Here is a 14160-nt window from a genome sequence, read left to right as displayed (position 1 = left end):
GCGAGCCAAAAATTCCCATACGCTACCCCAAGTTTTCCTGAGGCCTGGCTTTGAGCGGATCGATACGAGGCAAGATGCAGCTTTCCGGGCGCGGGGTCAGTTGCGTGCGGGGCGGGCGCGAGGTGTTTTCCGCGCTCGATTTCGAGGCCGGCTCCGGCGAAGCCGTGGCGGTCGTCGGCCGCAACGGATCGGGCAAGACCTCGCTGCTGAGGCTGATCGCGGGCCTGCTCATTCCGGCGAGCGGCACGATCGCGCTGGACGGGGGTGACGCCGAGCTGACGTTGCCGGAGCAATGCCACTATCTGGGTCATCGCGACGCCCTGAAGCCAGCCCTGAGCGTGGCGGAGAATCTGACGTTCTGGGCCGATTTTCTCGGCGGCGAGCGTTTCGACACCGGCAAGGGACTCGCCACCGTCGGGCTCGACCATGCCGCCGATCTGCCCGCCGCCTTCCTGTCCGCCGGCCAGCGCCGCCGGCTGTCGCTGGCCCGCCTGCTCACCGTCCGCCGCCCCGTCTGGCTGTTGGACGAGCCGACCACGGCGCTCGATGTCGCGGGACAGGACATGTTTTCCGGATTGATGCGCGGGCACTTGGCGCGCGGCGGCCTGATCGTCGCCGCCACCCATGCCCCGCTCGGGATCGATTCGCGGGAGCTGCGGATCGGGGGTGCGGCGTGATTCGGGTCGACCCTCAGGTTTCCAAGCGGCCGAACTCCGCCCTCTCCGTTCCCTCCCCCCTTGTGGGGGAGGGTCAGGGAGGGGGGTGCCACACGGCGCACTCTCTCGGTTCTCGCGTTCGGCAGGCGGGCGCTCCGTTGCTAGCAGCCCGCACCCAAGAACCATCTTCCTCGGGGCTACCCCCCTCCCCCGCCCTCCCCCACAAGGGGGGAGGGAGCGCAGCTCGCCCGGCGCAACCGGCCGACGCTGCCTCCTCACCTCTGGGAGCAGTGGCATGACCGCCCTGTCTGCCCTCATCCGCCGGGATATCCGGATCGCGCTCCGCGTCGGGGGCGGGGCGTTGATTGGCGTGCTGTTCTTTCTGACCGTGGTGGTGCTGATGCCGTTTGCTGTGGGGCCGGACCTGGCACTGCTGTCGCGGCTCGGACCCGCCATCCTGTGGCTGGGGGCGCTGCTGGCGAGCCTGCTGACCCTGGACCGGCTGTTCATGGCCGACCACGAGGACGGCTCGCTCGACCTGATCACGATGAGCCGGACCCCGCTGGAACTCGCCTGCGCGTCGAAAGCGCTGGCGCATTGGCTGGCCGCCGGCCTGCCGCTGATCGTCGCAACCCCCGTGCTCGGCCTGCTGCTCAACCTCGACATGGTCGCAACCGGTGCTGTGGCGCTGACACTGCTCGCCGGCACCCCGGCGCTGACATTTACCGGGATGGTCGGTGCGGCGCTGGCGGTGACGCTGCATCGTGGCGGCTTGCTGATAGCTGTCCTGGTGCTGCCGCTGTCGATACCGGTGCTGATCTTCGGCGTCGCAGCCTCGCAGGCGGCGATCGTCGGACCCATGACGTTCGGCGCGCCGTTCTCGATCCTGTGCGCGCTGTCGCTGGTCAGTCTCGTGATCGGCCCCTTCGCGGCTGCGGCGAGCCTGAAGCATGGGCTGGATTGAGATGGGCTGGACTGACCTTGACCCCGATCAACTTTCGCTGCGGACTTTCGTGCTGATTGCGTGAGCGCTTACCGGTGATTATCAGGATACCATGACGCTGATCGACCTCGCCAACCCCACACGGTTCCTCGCGCTGACGGCGCGGCTGCTGCCATGGCTTGCGGCCGCGACCATCATCCTGCTCGCGATCGGGCTCTATCAGTCTGCCACCGCACCCGACGACTATCAGCAGGGCGCGACGGTAAAGATCATGTTCATCCACGTGCCTAATGCCTGGCTGTCGATGTTCGTATGGGGCGTGATGAGCATTGCCTCGCTCGGCACGCTGGTGTGGCGGCATCCGCTTGCCGACGTCGCCGCCAAAGCGGCCGCCCCGATCGGCGCCAGCTTCACCTTCCTTGCGCTGCTCACGGGCTCGCTGTGGGGCCGGCCGATGTGGGGCACCTATTGGGAATGGGACGCGCGGCTGACCTCGGTGCTGATCCTGTTCCTGATGTATCTCGGCCTGATGGCGCTGTGGCGCGCGGTCGACGAGCCCTCCCGCGCGGCGCGCGCCGCCGCCGTGCTGACCCTAGTCGGCGCCATCAACCTGCCCATCATCAAGTTCTCGGTCGACTGGTGGAACACGCTGCACCAGCCGGCCTCGGTGATGCGGATGGGCGGCTCGTCGCTCGACAGATCATTCCTGATTCCGTTGCTGGTGATGGCGGTCGCGTTTACCCTGCTGTTCGTCACGCTGCATCTGGCTGCGATGCGCAACGAGATTTTGCGACGGCGCGTGCGGTCCCTGCAGATGATGCAGGCGAGCCGTGTGGCGTTTGCAGAAGTCGGCACCGGCTCGCGTGAAGGCAGCACGTCAAAAGAAGCTGGGGCTGCATGATCATGTCGCTCGGTCCCTATGCGTCTTTCATCGTGACATCCTATGCCGCGGCCGCCCTTGTGGTCGTGATCCTGATCGGCTGGATCGTGCTCGATCATCGTAGCCAGACACAGCGCCTGCGCGAGCTCGAGCGCAGCGGCGTGACCCGCCGCTCCGGCCGTAGCGCGACGGATCGGCCATGAGAGATCGAGCATGAGAGATCAATCATGAGCGAGCAATCGACGTCCGCTCCGCCGCAGCGCCGCACCTTCCTGATGGTGCTGCCGCTGATCGCCTTCATCGGCTTGGCGCTGCTGTTCTGGTTCCGGCTCGGCAGCGGCGATCCCTCGCGAATTCCGTCTGCGCTGATCGGACGCCCCGCGCCGCAAACCACGCTGCCGCCGCTCGAGGGATTGCAGGCTGACAATGTGCAGATCCCCGGCCTCGATCCCGCCGCGTTCAAGGGCAAGGTCAGCCTCGTCAATGTCTGGGCGTCCTGGTGCGTGCCGTGCCACGACGAGGCGCCGCTGCTGACCGAATTGGCAAAAGACAAGCGCTTCCAGCTCGTCGGTATCAACTACAAGGATGCCGCCGACAATGCGCGGCGCTTCCTGGGGCGCTACGGCAACCCGTTCGGCCACGTCGGCGTCGATGCCAACGGCCGCGCCTCGATCGAATGGGGTGTCTATGGCGTGCCGGAGACCTTTGTCGTCGGTCGCGAAGGCACCATCGTCTACAAGCTGGTGGGACCGATCACGCCGGAGAATTTGCGGACGGTGCTGTTGCCGCAGATGGAGAACGCGTTGAAGGCGGCGGGGAGCTAGCTCTGTCGTCAGTGTGAGCGAAGGACCCAACCCCAAACACCGCTGTCATGCCCCGGCTTGACCGGGGCATCCAGTACGCCGCGGCCTCTCCGTATCTCACAACCGTCTCTGGAATACTGGATCGCCCCGGCGATGACAGTTGAGTGTGTGGCCGCAACCGGCAATGATGAGTTGAGAGCTCAACCCTTCCTCACATCGCCCGCCTCGGCCTCGCTCGCTTCCAGCGACGCCGGCTCGAGGTGATAGCGCTTGGTCAGCGGCATCTGGGCGATGGCGAAGATCATGGTGATCGGCGTGACGCCGAACACCTTGAAGTTGACCCAGAAGTCGGTGCTCTGGGTGCGCCAGACGATCTCGTTCAACACCGCCATGCCGGCGAAGAACAGCGCCCAGCGCAGCGTCAGGATGCGCCAGCCCTGCGGCGTCAAATTGAACATCTGGTCGAACATGACGGCGATGAAGGAGCGGCCGAACAACAGGCCGCCGCCGAGGATCGCGGCGAACAAAGCGTAGATGATGGTCGGCTTGAGCTTGATGAAGGTCTCGTCGTGGAGCACCAAGGTCAGCGTGCCGAACACCAGCACGATGACGCCCGTCACGATCGCCATGATCGGAATGTGGCGCGTCACCACATAGGAGGCGATCATCGCCGCGACGATCGCGACCATGAAGGCGCCGGTCGCTGCGAACAGATTGAACTTCGCATTGACGAAGAAGAACACGAGCAGCGGGCCGAGCTCGGTCGCAAGCTTGAACAGCGGATGCGGCTGGGTCTTGTCCATTCTTCAGCTTTCGATTCCGGCAATGGCGCGGGCGAAATCACGCGCGGTGAACGGCGCGAGATCGTCGACGCCTTCGCCGACGCCGATGAAATGCACCGGCAGTTTGAATTTCTCCGCGAGCGCCACCAGAATGCCGCCGCGGGCGGTGCCGTCGAGCTTCGTCATCACGAGACCGGTGACCCCTGCGGTGCGATGGAAGGCCTCGACCTGCGACAGCGCGTTCTGGCCGACAGTGGCGTCCAGCACAAGCAGCACCGCATGCGGTGCAGTCGCGTCCACCTTGCGGATGACGCGCACGACCTTTTCGAGCTCGTTCATCAGCTCGGCCTTGTTCTGAAGCCGCCCGGCGGTGTCGATCAGGAGCAGGTCGACGGCCTGCTCCTTCGCCGCCGTCAGCGCGTTGAAGGCGAGGCTCGCCGAATCCGAGCCTTGCGCGCCTGATATGACGGGCGTCCTGGTGCGCTCGCCCCAGACCTTGAGCTGTTCGATCGCCGCCGCGCGAAAGGTGTCGCCGGCGGCCAGCATCACCTTGCGGCCTTCGGACGCGAATTTTTGCGAGAGTTTTCCGATGGTGGTGGTCTTGCCGGAGCCGTTGACGCCGACCACGAGGATGACGAACGGCTTCTTGCCGGCGTCGATCTCGAGCGGCTTCGCCACCGCCGCCAGCACCTTCTCGACCTCGGTCGCGACGACGTCCTTGACCTCGTCCGCCGAGATCGCCTTGTCGTAGCGTCCCGTGCCAACCGCATCCGCGATCCGCACCGCGACCGAGGTGCCGAGGTCGGCGCGCAGCAGCACGTCCTCGATATCGTCGAGCATGGCGCGGTCGAGCTTGCGCTTGGTGACGAGGTCGGCGACCGCGGTCCCGAGCGAGGACGAGGTGCGCTTCAGCCCGTCGGACAGGCGGCGCCACCAGCTCAGCTTGGGGGTCTCGGGGGTGGTATCGTTCATGGTGGCGGTGTGTTAGCCGTTCCGGCTCGCAAACGAAAGTCTTGACCGAAAGTCCTGCAATTGCTCGATGTTCCCGAATTGACGGCCGACGAAATCCTGGCGCGCGTGCTCCATCGCGACGGATTGATGCTGGTCATCGACAAGCCGGCCGGCCTGCCGGTGCATCGCGGACCCAAGGGCGGTGCCAATCTGGAAACCTCCTTCGAGGCGCTTCGTTTCGGCCTGCCGCGGCCGCCGGTGCTGGCCCACCGGCTGGACAAGGACACCTCGGGTTGCCTCGTGCTCGGCCGCCATCGCAAGGCGACGGCGTCGCTCGGCCTGCTGTTCAAGCATGGCAAGATCGGCAAGACCTACTGGACCATCGTCGAGAGCGGCCCCACCGAGGACGAAGGCACCATCGACATGCCGCTCGGACGGCTGAACGCCGAGCGAGGCTGGTGGCAGAAGCCCGATCCCGAGGGCCAGAAGGCCATCACCAACTGGAAGGTGATGGGCCGGGGCGATGGCCTGACCTGGCTCGCCATGGAACCGGTGACCGGGCGGACCCATCAATTGCGGGTGCATTCGTCGGCGACCGGCTGGCCGATCTTCGGCGACAACATTTACGGCAACGGCCCGCGCTTCGGCGAGCCGAAGCTGCACCTGCATTCCCGCGAGATCGTGGTACCGATCTCCCGCAACAAGGAGCCGGTCCGCGTGGTGGCGCCTGCCCCGCCCCACATGCACGAGCGGCTCCGCGCCTGCGGGTGGAACGGGGAGTAGCCCGACTGCTCGCCCCTCATGGTGAGGAGGCCGCGCAGCGCCCCCTATAGTTTACGAAACGTTCAGTGCTCGTCTCTAATGATAGCGGTTGCTTAGAACAAGCTTCCGTCAATCTGCTCAGGACGAGCTGCGCGTCATGTCCACGGCCGAGTTATCGATCATCGACGAGGTCGAGTCCGCGCTTCGGACTGGCTCGGCGGAAAAGGGCCTGGCAACAGCCCGCCGCGTCACCGACCTGTTCCTGTCCTCCGCCGGCAGTTTCGACGACGAGCAGATCGCACGTTTGACGACGTGCTCGATCGCCTGATCGGCACCATCGAGCTCCGCGCCATCGCCGACATGGGCGCGCGCGTAGCGCTCGCCGAGATCAGCGCGCCGATCGCGCAGGCGCCGCCATCGGTCATTCGCCGCCTCGCCAACAATGACGAAATCCGCATCGCTGGTCCCGTGCTGCAGGAATCCGCGCGCCTCGACGACGGCGCGCTGGTGCAGATCGCATCATCCAAGGGCGAGCCGCATCTGCTCGCGGTCGCCGGACGCTGGTGGCTGAAGGAGATCGTCACCGATGCATTGCTGGCGCGACGTTATCCCAGCGTCAGCCGGCGGCTCGCCGCCAATCCCGGCGCGCGCGTCTCCGGAAGCGGATTTGCCGTCATCGTCGGACAGGCGGAGGCCGATCCCGAGCTCGCTGTCAGCGTCGGCGTCCGCGTCGATTTGCCGTCAGACCTGCGCCGTCAATTGCTGCGCTCGGCGAGCGAGGCCGTGCGGACCCGCCTGTTGTCGCGCGCGCCGCCGCATCTGTTCGAGGAGATCCAGAGCGCGATCGCCGCAGTCACCGTCGGTGTCGAGCGCGAGATGTCGGGTGTCCGCGATTTCGAAGGCGCCAAGCGCGCCGTCGCAGGTCTCAGGGCGACCGGCCAGCTCAGCGAAGCGACGCTGCTCGGCTTCGCAACACAGCGCCGTTATGAAGAAGCGGTGGCCGCATTGGCGGCATTGTCGGGATCGACTGTCGAAGTCATCCGCCCGCTGATGCAAAGCCTGCGCGAGGACGGCCTGCTGGTGCCGTGCAAGGCAGCGCAGCTCAGCTGGGAAACCACCGCCGCCGTGCTCGAAAGCCGCTTTGCGAGCGGCGCGATGAAGCCGGCCGATATCGCAAGGGCTCAAAGCCATTACGCGCGCATGACCCCGGAGAATGCGCGGCGGACGCTGCGCTTCTGGCAGGTGCGGGCGTTGTAGTTTTTCCCTCTCCCCTTGTGGGAGAGGGTGGCTCGCCGCGCAGCGGCGAGACGGGTGAGGGGTCTCTCTCCGCGAGTCCACATTGAGTTGAGTACGCGGAAGCAACCCCTCATCCGGCGCTTCGCGCCACCTTCTCCCACAAGGGGAGAAGGGAAGGAAGCATCACACCGTCAGCCGCGCGCCATCGCGACCGGCAATCCGCAGCGACACCACACTCCCCACACGCTCGCCCGCAATCGCCACCGGCAGATAATGCTCCGTCCGTCCCTGACCGTCGCTCTCGATCAGCACCTCACGCGTGGCGCCTATCTCGGCTTGCAGCCGCTGCAGGAGCGCGGTCTCACCGGCCGAGCGCAGCCGCTTCGCACGCTCCTTGATTGCACCGCCCGCCACCTGTGGCATCCGCGCGGCCGGCGTGCCGGGACGCGGCGAATAGGGGAAGACGTGGAGGAACGTCAGGCCGCATTGCTCGACCAGATCGAGCGAGCGCGAGAACATCTCCTCGGTCTCGGTCGGAAAGCCCGCGATGATGTCGGCCCCCAGCGCGATATCCGGGCGCAGCCGGCGGACCTGGTCGCAGAACGCGATGGCGTCGCCGCGCGTATGCCGCCGCTTCATGCGCTTCAAGATCATGTCGTCGCCGGACTGCAGCGACAGGTGCAGATGCGGCATCAGCCGCGAATCCTCAGCAATTGCATCCAACAGATCGCTGTCCGCCTCGATCGAATCGATAGAGGAGATGCGCAGGCGCCTCAGCTCCGGCACATGCCGCAAAATCTGCTTCGTCAGCATGCCGAGCTTGGGCGTGCCCGGCAGGTCAGTGCCGTAGCTGGTGAGGTCGACGCCCGTCAGCACGATCTCGGCATGGCCGCGCTCGGCCAATGCCCGGACCTGATCGACCACGGCGCCCATCGGCACCGAGCGCGAATTGCCGCGCCCGAACGGAATGATGCAAAAGGTGCAGCGATGGTCGCAGCCGTTCTGCACCTGCACGAACACGCGGGGCAGCCCGCTCGCAAAGCCGTCGATGAGATGCGGCGCCATCTCCTTCACCGCCATGATGTCGCTGACGGCGATTTTTTCGCTCGTACCGAGATCGAACGCCGTACGCGCCTCGCGCCACGCAGACGACCGCATCTTGTCGTCATTGCCGACGACGCGATCGACCTCGGCCATCTCGGCGAACATGCCGCTTTGCGTCTGCGCCGCGCAACCGGTGACGACGATGCGCGCTCCCGGCCGCTCGCGCTTCAATTTGCGGATCGACTGCCTCGCCTGCGCCACCGCTTCGTTGGTGACGGCGCAGCTGTTGATGACGATGGCATCTGAAAGGCCCGCGCCCTCGGCCTCGCGGCGGATCACCTCGGCCTCGAAAGCATTGAGGCGGCATCCGAAGGTGACGATGTCGACGCTCATCACCCGACCGGCGCGAACAGCGCCGGATCGAAACGGCCTTCATATTCGAAGGTCGCCGTGCCCGTCATCAGCACGTGATCGTCGCGCTCGCGCCATTCGATCCCGAGCTTGCCGCCGGGCAGCGTGATCTCGACATTGCGCTCGGCGCGCTTCAGCCGCGCCGCCGCGACCGCCGTGGCACATGCGGCCGAGCCGCAGGCCCTGGTCAGGCCGGCGCCGCGCTCCCAGGTGCGGATCGTGATGTGCTGGGGATCGACGATATGGGCTAGCGTGATGTTGGCGCGCTCCGGGAAGATCGGATGGTTCTCCAGCAGCGGACCGAAACGCTCGAGGTCGTAGGCGTTGACGTCATCGACCCAGAAGATCGCATGCGGATTGCCCATGCTGACCACCGAGGGCGAATGCAGGATCGGATTGTCGATCGGGCCGATCTGCAATTCGATGTAGCGGGTGTCACGAAATTCCTGGTCGAGCGGAATGTCCTGCCAGCCGAACTTCGGCGCGCCCATGTCCACCGTATAAAGATCCGGCGCCGGACCCTGCCAGGCATTGAGCAGGCCCGCGGCCGTCTCGAACGTTGCCGTGCTCTGGCCGGTCTTTTCGAAGATGCGCCGCACGACGCAGCGCATGCCGTTGCCGCAGGCGCCGGCCTCGGAGCCGTCTCTGTTGTAAATGCTGATGAACGCTTCGGTGCCGTCGAAGCGCGGCTTCTGCAGCACCATGAGTTGGTCGTAGGGCACGCCGCCTCGCGGCGATGCCACCGCGCGGGCATCGTCCGGGGTGACCTTTGAGGTGGAATCGCGCATGTCGACAACGACGATCTCGTTGCCGATGCCGTTCATCTTGGCAAATGCGTGGTTGGCCAGCGCGCTCATGAAAATTCCCGAATTTCGCCTGCCTTATATGGCGATCCTTGGCCCTCTTGGCCAGTGATTTGCCGACAAGAGCCAGGACGCTGCCATGACGCATCTGTCATGGGACGAATTCGGCGCTCGCGTGTTAGAACGGCGCAATTCGCGCGATCCGGGACATGCGGCCGGGCTAAGGCTTCGGGGACGTAAGGCCTTGGCGGATAAGCTATTGGGGAGAATAAAAATGTTCAGGTTTCGTCGTCTCGTTTTGGCCGCGCTGATCCCGGCAGCGGCCTTGTCGTTTAGTCTGTCCGCCACGCTGGCCCAAACGCCGAGCCCGGCACCGGCCGCATCAGCGAGCCCCTCGCCGGCCCCGTCGGCTTCGCCCGCCCCGGCCGCGAGCGCTGCCCCCGTCGCCACGCCCTCGCCGGCGGCCAGCGCCACGCCAAGCCCTGCAACGTCCCCTGCAACCTCGCCCTCGCCAGCCGCCAGTGCGTCACCCAGCCCGGCCACTCCGCCCCCGGCTGCCGCCGCGACGCCGGCTCCCGTGCAGACGGCCGATCCTTTCGGCCAGGAGACCACGCTCGAGTCCAAGAAGGTTTTGATGGTCAAGGGCACTGCCAATTGGGACTCGGCCTTCGACACGCTGATTGACGCCTTCAAGGCGCTGAACACGCTGCTGGACAAGCAGGGCATCAAGCACGCCGGCAATTCGATGATCGTCTACACCTCGACCGACGACACCGGCTTCACCTTCCTAGCCGAGATCCCGGTCGAGCAGGACCCGAAGAACCTGCCCAAGGACATGAGCGTCGGCAAATCGCCGGAGGGCAAGGCGCTGAAATTCGTTCATCGCGGCTCCTACGACAACATGGACAACACCTATGAGGCGATCACCAATCATCTCGACGACAAGAAGCTGGAAGCCAAGGACACCTTCATCGAGGAATACCTCACCGATCCCCTGAAGACGGCGGAGGACAAGCTCGTGATCAATGTTTTCGTGCCGCTGAAGTGAAACCGATGAAAAAGCCTGCCATCCTTTTGACCTCCCTTGTTGCGTCCTTTGCCGCCACGATGCTGGCAACGCCTGCGCTCGCCGACGATTTTCCGTCCGCGATTTCGGTGAGCGGCGAAGCCACGATCTCCGCCGCGCCTGATCTGGCGCAGATCGACGCCGGCGTCGCCAACGACGCCAAGTCTGCGAAGGAAGCCTCCGACGCCAACAACGCCGCGATGGGCAAGGTGCTGCTGGCGCTGAAGGGCGCAGGCATTGACGAGAAGGACTACCAGACCTCGCGGCTGTCGCTGCAGCCGCAATACGGCCAGAACAAATCCACCGGCGCCTCGCCCGTGGTCGGCTTCCGCGCCTCAAACCGCGTCACCGTGAAGATCCGCGACGTGACCAAGGTCGCCGCCATCATCGACACGCTGGTCGGCGCCGGCGCCAATGATATCGGCAACATCTCCTTCGAGGTTACGCAGGCCTCGAAACTGCTCGACGATGCCCGCGAGAAAGCTGTCGCAGACGCCCGCCGCAAAGCGGAGATCTACGCCAAGGCGACCGGCGTCACGCTGGGTGCACCGCTCAGCGTCTCCGAAGGCGGCGCCCCGATGCCGCTGTTCAAGGGACGCATGGCCGCAGCTCCCATGGCCGTACCGCAGGCCGCGGTCGCGCCGGGCGAGGAAACGCTAGCGGTGACGGTGAATGTGAGCTGGGCGATCAAGGCGAAAGAGCAGTAGGGGCAGCTGCCGCTACAGACTCCATTGTCGTCCCGGCCGCAATTGCGCACTAGGCCGGGACGACAGCGGGTTCGAAGCGACGGCGAAGCTAGATCTCCACCACCTGCCCCGGCTTCATCGCCACAAATCTTTCCTGCGGAACCTTCGCGGCATCGAGCGCCTCGACCAGCGCTTTCGCCGGCGCATCGATTGCTTCATCGGTCAGCTGAAACGTGCCGTGGTGATGCCCGAGTGCGGCTTGCGCGCCGCAATCCGCGAGCGCCTTCACCGCGTCTTCCGGGTTCATGTGCTGGTCGTGCATGAACCAGCGCGGCTCATAGGCGCCGATCGGGAGGATCGCCAGGCGGAGCGGCCCGTGCCTCTCGGCGACGCGGCGGAAATGCCCGCCATCGCCGTAGCCGGAATCGCAGACGACGTAGATTTTCCCCGCAGGCGTCTCCAGCACGAAACTCGCCCACAGCGCCTTGTTGCGATCGAACATGCCGCGCGCCGACCAGTGCCGGGTCGGCACCAGGGTCACGGCGATACCGCCGCCGAGCTCGACGCGATCATGCCAGTCGAACGCTTCCACCTTGATCGTCGCATCGGTGCTGCGCATCGTGACGTCATTGCCGAGCGGGGTCACCACACGCGGCGCAAAATTCTTGGCGAGCCGCGACAGCGTCGCCATGTCGAGATGATCGTAATGGCCGTGCGAGACCAGCACGACATCGATCTTCGGCAGCTTGTCGAACGCAATGCCGGGATCGTTGTGCCGTTTCGGCCCGGCGAAGCTGACGGGCGAGACCCGCGTCGACCAGACGGGATCGACGAGAATATTGAGGCCGCCGGTCTGGATCAGCCAGCTGGCGTGGCCGACGAAAGAGAGCCGCACCTTGTCGCCGTGGACGCGGTCGGGCGGGGCGTCGGCATGGGGGCTCGGCGCCCAATCCGGCCAAGTCGCGCGCTGCCGCTTGCCGCCGAATTGCCAGCGCAGGACCTCACGAAGCGATTTCGGCGGCACGCCGTCCGGATCGAAGAAGTTCAGGCCGTCGAAATGGTCGGAGACCGGGCCGTCATAGGTTTTCATGCGGGACATCCAAAGGGAGGGCACGCCGACCAATGCGCCGGCACCGGCGAGCAGTCCGAAAAGGCGGCGGCGGGTGATCGGCACGGAACTGGCTTCAAAGATGGTCGGAGGGGGAGGACATCACCGCTATATGGGCGGGGTCTGCGGAAAAGGAACCCGCCGCCGGAAAGTTCATCTTTTCAAGGCTTTGCCTTCCAAAGCAGCCCCGGCCACCCTAACTTTCCTTGACTTTCGGGCGTCAGCGGCGTTTAACCCCGGCACTTCTCGGAAAGGCTTTCTTTTCGACCCGCCGACTGGTCCCAGAGGCCAGAGGCCAACGCCCGACAGCGCGATGCGCCCTCGGGCGTGAAGGTGTTTGGATTTCTGCTCCCTCGCCCCGCGCTTGCGGGGAGAGGTGAAAAAAGGACAACGGCATTGTTCGACAATCTGTCGGAACGGCTTGGCGGCATTCTCGATCGTCTGACGGGGCGCGGTGCGCTGACCGAAAAGGACGTCGACGCCGCGATGCGCGAAGTGCGCCGCGCACTGCTGGAAGCCGACGTCGCGTTAGAGGTGGTGCGCAGCTTCACCGAGCGGGTCCGCGAGCAGGCGATCGGCGCCACCGTCGTCAAGTCGGTGACGCCAGGCCAGATGGTGGTCAAGATCGTCCATGACGAGCTGATCAACACGCTCGGCGCCGAAAGCCAGACCATCGACATCAATTCCGTGCCGCCGGTGCCGATCATGATGGTCGGTCTGCAAGGCTCCGGCAAGACCACCACCACCGCAAAGCTCGCCCGTCGCATGGTCCAGCGCGACAAGCGCAAGGTGCTGATGGCGTCGCTCGACATCTACCGTCCCGCGGCGATGGAGCAGCTGGCCGTCCTGGGCCGCGATCTCGACATTCCGACGCTGCCGATCGTCGCCGGCCAGCAGCCGGCGCAGATCGCGAAGCGCGCGCTCGAGGCCGGCAAGCTCGGCGGCTACGACGTCGTGCTGCTCGACACTGCCGGCCGTACCACGCTCGACGAAGAGATGATGGCGGAAGCGGCAGCGATCAAAGCCGCCGCCAATCCGCATGAAGTGCTGCTGGTGGCGGACAGCCTCACCGGCCAGGACGCCGTCAATCTCGCTCGCGCCTTCGACGAGCGCGTCGGCCTCACCGGTATCGTGCTGACGCGCGTGGACGGCGACGGCCGCGGCGGCGCCGCGCTGTCGATGCGCGCGGTCACCGGCAAGCCGATCAAGCTGCTCGGCACCGGCGAAAAGACCGATGCGCTGGAGGATTTCCATCCTGATCGTATCGCCGGCCGCATCCTCGGCATGGGCGACGTGGTCTCGCTGGTCGAACGCGCTGCCGCCAACATCGATGCCGAAAAGGCCGCGCGCACCGCCGAGCGCATGCGCAAGGGTCAGTTCGACCTCAACGACATGCGCGAGCAGCTGTTGCAGATGGCCAATATGGGCGGCATCAGCGGCCTGATGGGCATGATGCCCGGCATCGCCAAGATGAAGAACCAGATCGCGGCCGCCGGCATCGACGACAAGATTTTGAAGCGCCAGGTCGCGGTGATTGATTCGATGACGCGCGACGAGCGCCGTCATCCCGATTTGCTCAAGGCCAGCCGCAAGAAGCGCATCGCCGCAGGTTCCGGCCAGAGCGTCGAGCAGGTCAACAAGCTGCTCAAGATGCACCGGAACATGGCCGATATGATGAAGGCCATGGGCTCCGGCAAGCGCGGTCCGCTCGCGGGCATAGCGCAGGCGATGGGCTTTGGCGGCGGCATCAAGCCGCCTTCGCCGGAAGAGATGAAGGCGCTGCAGGAGAAGATGCAGGGTGGCGGCGGACAGGGTCTGCCCAGCCTGCCGAAGGATCTACCTGCCGGGCTGCGCCAGGGTCTGCCGAACGTTCCGGGCCTGACCGGGCTGAGCGGCAAGCCGATGCTGCCGGGTCTCGGCGGTTTCCCTGGCAAGAAGAAATGAGGAATTCGTCGCGGGAGATCGCAGCGGTCTCGCGCAACGCGGAATACCAATCAACCGAACAAAACGTACTTTGAAGGAGAACTTA

General features: G+C 65.6%; 14 protein-coding genes and 1 pseudogene. 10 read left to right on the top strand and 5 right to left on the bottom strand.

Features of this window, described 5'->3' with window-relative positions; genetic code table 11:
- Positions 1–74 precede the first annotated feature (74 nt).
- The 5 genes from ccmA to IVA93_RS00785 all read left to right on the top strand — a co-directional run bounded on the left by ccmA (position 75) and on the right by IVA93_RS00785 (position 3303).
- Positions 75–677, top strand: coding sequence for a heme ABC exporter ATP-binding protein CcmA (ccmA, locus tag IVA93_RS00805; RefSeq protein WP_026233883.1), 603 nt, complete (start codon positions 75–77; stop codon positions 675–677).
- A 274-nt stretch (positions 678–951) separates the two neighbouring features.
- Positions 952–1620, top strand: a complete 669-nt coding sequence (gene ccmB, locus IVA93_RS00800; RefSeq protein ID WP_018459818.1) for a heme exporter protein CcmB — start codon at positions 952–954, stop codon at positions 1618–1620.
- Between the two features lie 91 nt (positions 1621–1711).
- Positions 1712–2500 carry a heme ABC transporter permease gene (locus tag IVA93_RS00795; protein ID WP_018459817.1) on the top strand — a complete coding sequence of 263 codons (789 nt, stop codon included), beginning with the start codon at positions 1712–1714 and terminating at the stop codon, positions 2498–2500.
- The gene (gene ccmD / locus IVA93_RS00790; protein WP_018459816.1) at positions 2497–2682 is read left to right on the top strand and encodes a heme exporter protein CcmD; all 186 of its coding nucleotides are present in this window, start codon (positions 2497–2499) and stop codon (positions 2680–2682) included. Before IVA93_RS00795 ends, ccmD begins: the two co-directional genes overlap by 4 nt.
- 24 nt (positions 2683–2706) lie before the next feature.
- Positions 2707–3303 (top strand): DsbE family thiol:disulfide interchange protein, encoded by a 597-nt coding sequence (locus IVA93_RS00785; protein ID WP_018459815.1) that lies wholly within the window; start codon positions 2707–2709, stop codon positions 3301–3303.
- 179 nt (positions 3304–3482) lie between these two features.
- Here IVA93_RS00785 and IVA93_RS00780 read toward each other — a convergent pair whose 3' ends face one another.
- Positions 3483–4085, bottom strand: a complete 603-nt coding sequence (locus IVA93_RS00780; RefSeq protein ID WP_007598838.1) for a septation protein A — start codon at positions 4083–4085, stop codon at positions 3483–3485.
- Between the two features lie 3 nt (positions 4086–4088).
- The gene (gene ftsY / locus IVA93_RS00775; protein ID WP_018459814.1) at positions 4089–5036 is read right to left on the bottom strand and encodes a signal recognition particle-docking protein FtsY; all 948 of its coding nucleotides are present in this window, start codon (positions 5034–5036) and stop codon (positions 4089–4091) included.
- Between the two features lie 60 nt (positions 5037–5096).
- On the opposite strand from ftsY, the gene IVA93_RS00770 reads away from it, so the two are divergent.
- Positions 5097–5798 carry an RluA family pseudouridine synthase gene (locus IVA93_RS00770; RefSeq protein ID WP_026233882.1) on the top strand — a complete coding sequence of 234 codons (702 nt, stop codon included), beginning with the start codon at positions 5097–5099 and terminating at the stop codon, positions 5796–5798.
- Between the two features lie 136 nt (positions 5799–5934).
- A pseudogene (locus tag IVA93_RS00765) lies at positions 5935–7034 on the top strand (DUF2336 domain-containing protein).
- Between the two features lie 162 nt (positions 7035–7196).
- On the opposite strand, the gene mtaB reads toward IVA93_RS00765, so the two are convergent.
- A complete protein-coding gene (gene mtaB, locus IVA93_RS00760; protein WP_018459811.1) occupies positions 7197–8450 on the bottom strand; it encodes a tRNA (N(6)-L-threonylcarbamoyladenosine(37)-C(2))-methylthiotransferase MtaB in 1254 nt (417 codons plus the stop codon).
- A complete protein-coding gene (gene dapF / locus IVA93_RS00755) occupies positions 8450–9325 on the bottom strand; it encodes a diaminopimelate epimerase (RefSeq protein WP_018459810.1) in 876 nt (291 codons plus the stop codon). The genes mtaB and dapF overlap by 1 nt, the downstream gene beginning before the upstream one ends.
- A 220-nt stretch (positions 9326–9545) precedes the next feature.
- On the opposite strand from dapF, the gene IVA93_RS00750 reads away from it, so the two are divergent.
- On the top strand, positions 9546–10319 hold the full coding sequence (locus IVA93_RS00750) for a GyrI-like domain-containing protein (RefSeq protein WP_026233881.1): 774 nt from the start codon (positions 9546–9548) through the stop codon (positions 10317–10319).
- Positions 10320–10324: 5 nt separating this feature from the next.
- Complete coding sequence (locus IVA93_RS00745) at positions 10325–11044, top strand: SIMPL domain-containing protein (protein ID WP_018459808.1); 720 nt, start codon at positions 10325–10327, stop codon at positions 11042–11044.
- Between the two features lie 88 nt (positions 11045–11132).
- On the opposite strand, the gene IVA93_RS00740 is transcribed toward IVA93_RS00745, so the two are convergent.
- Entirely contained in the window at positions 11133–12197 is a 1065-nt protein-coding gene (locus IVA93_RS00740; protein ID WP_018459807.1) for an MBL fold metallo-hydrolase, read from the bottom strand.
- Between the two features lie 330 nt (positions 12198–12527).
- Between IVA93_RS00740 and ffh the strand changes: the two genes are divergently transcribed.
- Positions 12528–14075 carry a signal recognition particle protein gene (ffh, locus tag IVA93_RS00735; RefSeq protein WP_247789615.1) on the top strand — a complete coding sequence of 516 codons (1548 nt, stop codon included), beginning with the start codon at positions 12528–12530 and terminating at the stop codon, positions 14073–14075.
- Positions 14076–14160: the final 85 nt, after the last annotated feature.

This window comes from Bradyrhizobium sp. 155 (genome assembly GCF_023101105.1).
Taxonomy (GTDB): Bacteria; Pseudomonadota; Alphaproteobacteria; order Rhizobiales; family Xanthobacteraceae; genus Bradyrhizobium; species Bradyrhizobium canariense_D.
This window is presented reverse-complemented; position numbering and strand designations above follow the sequence as displayed.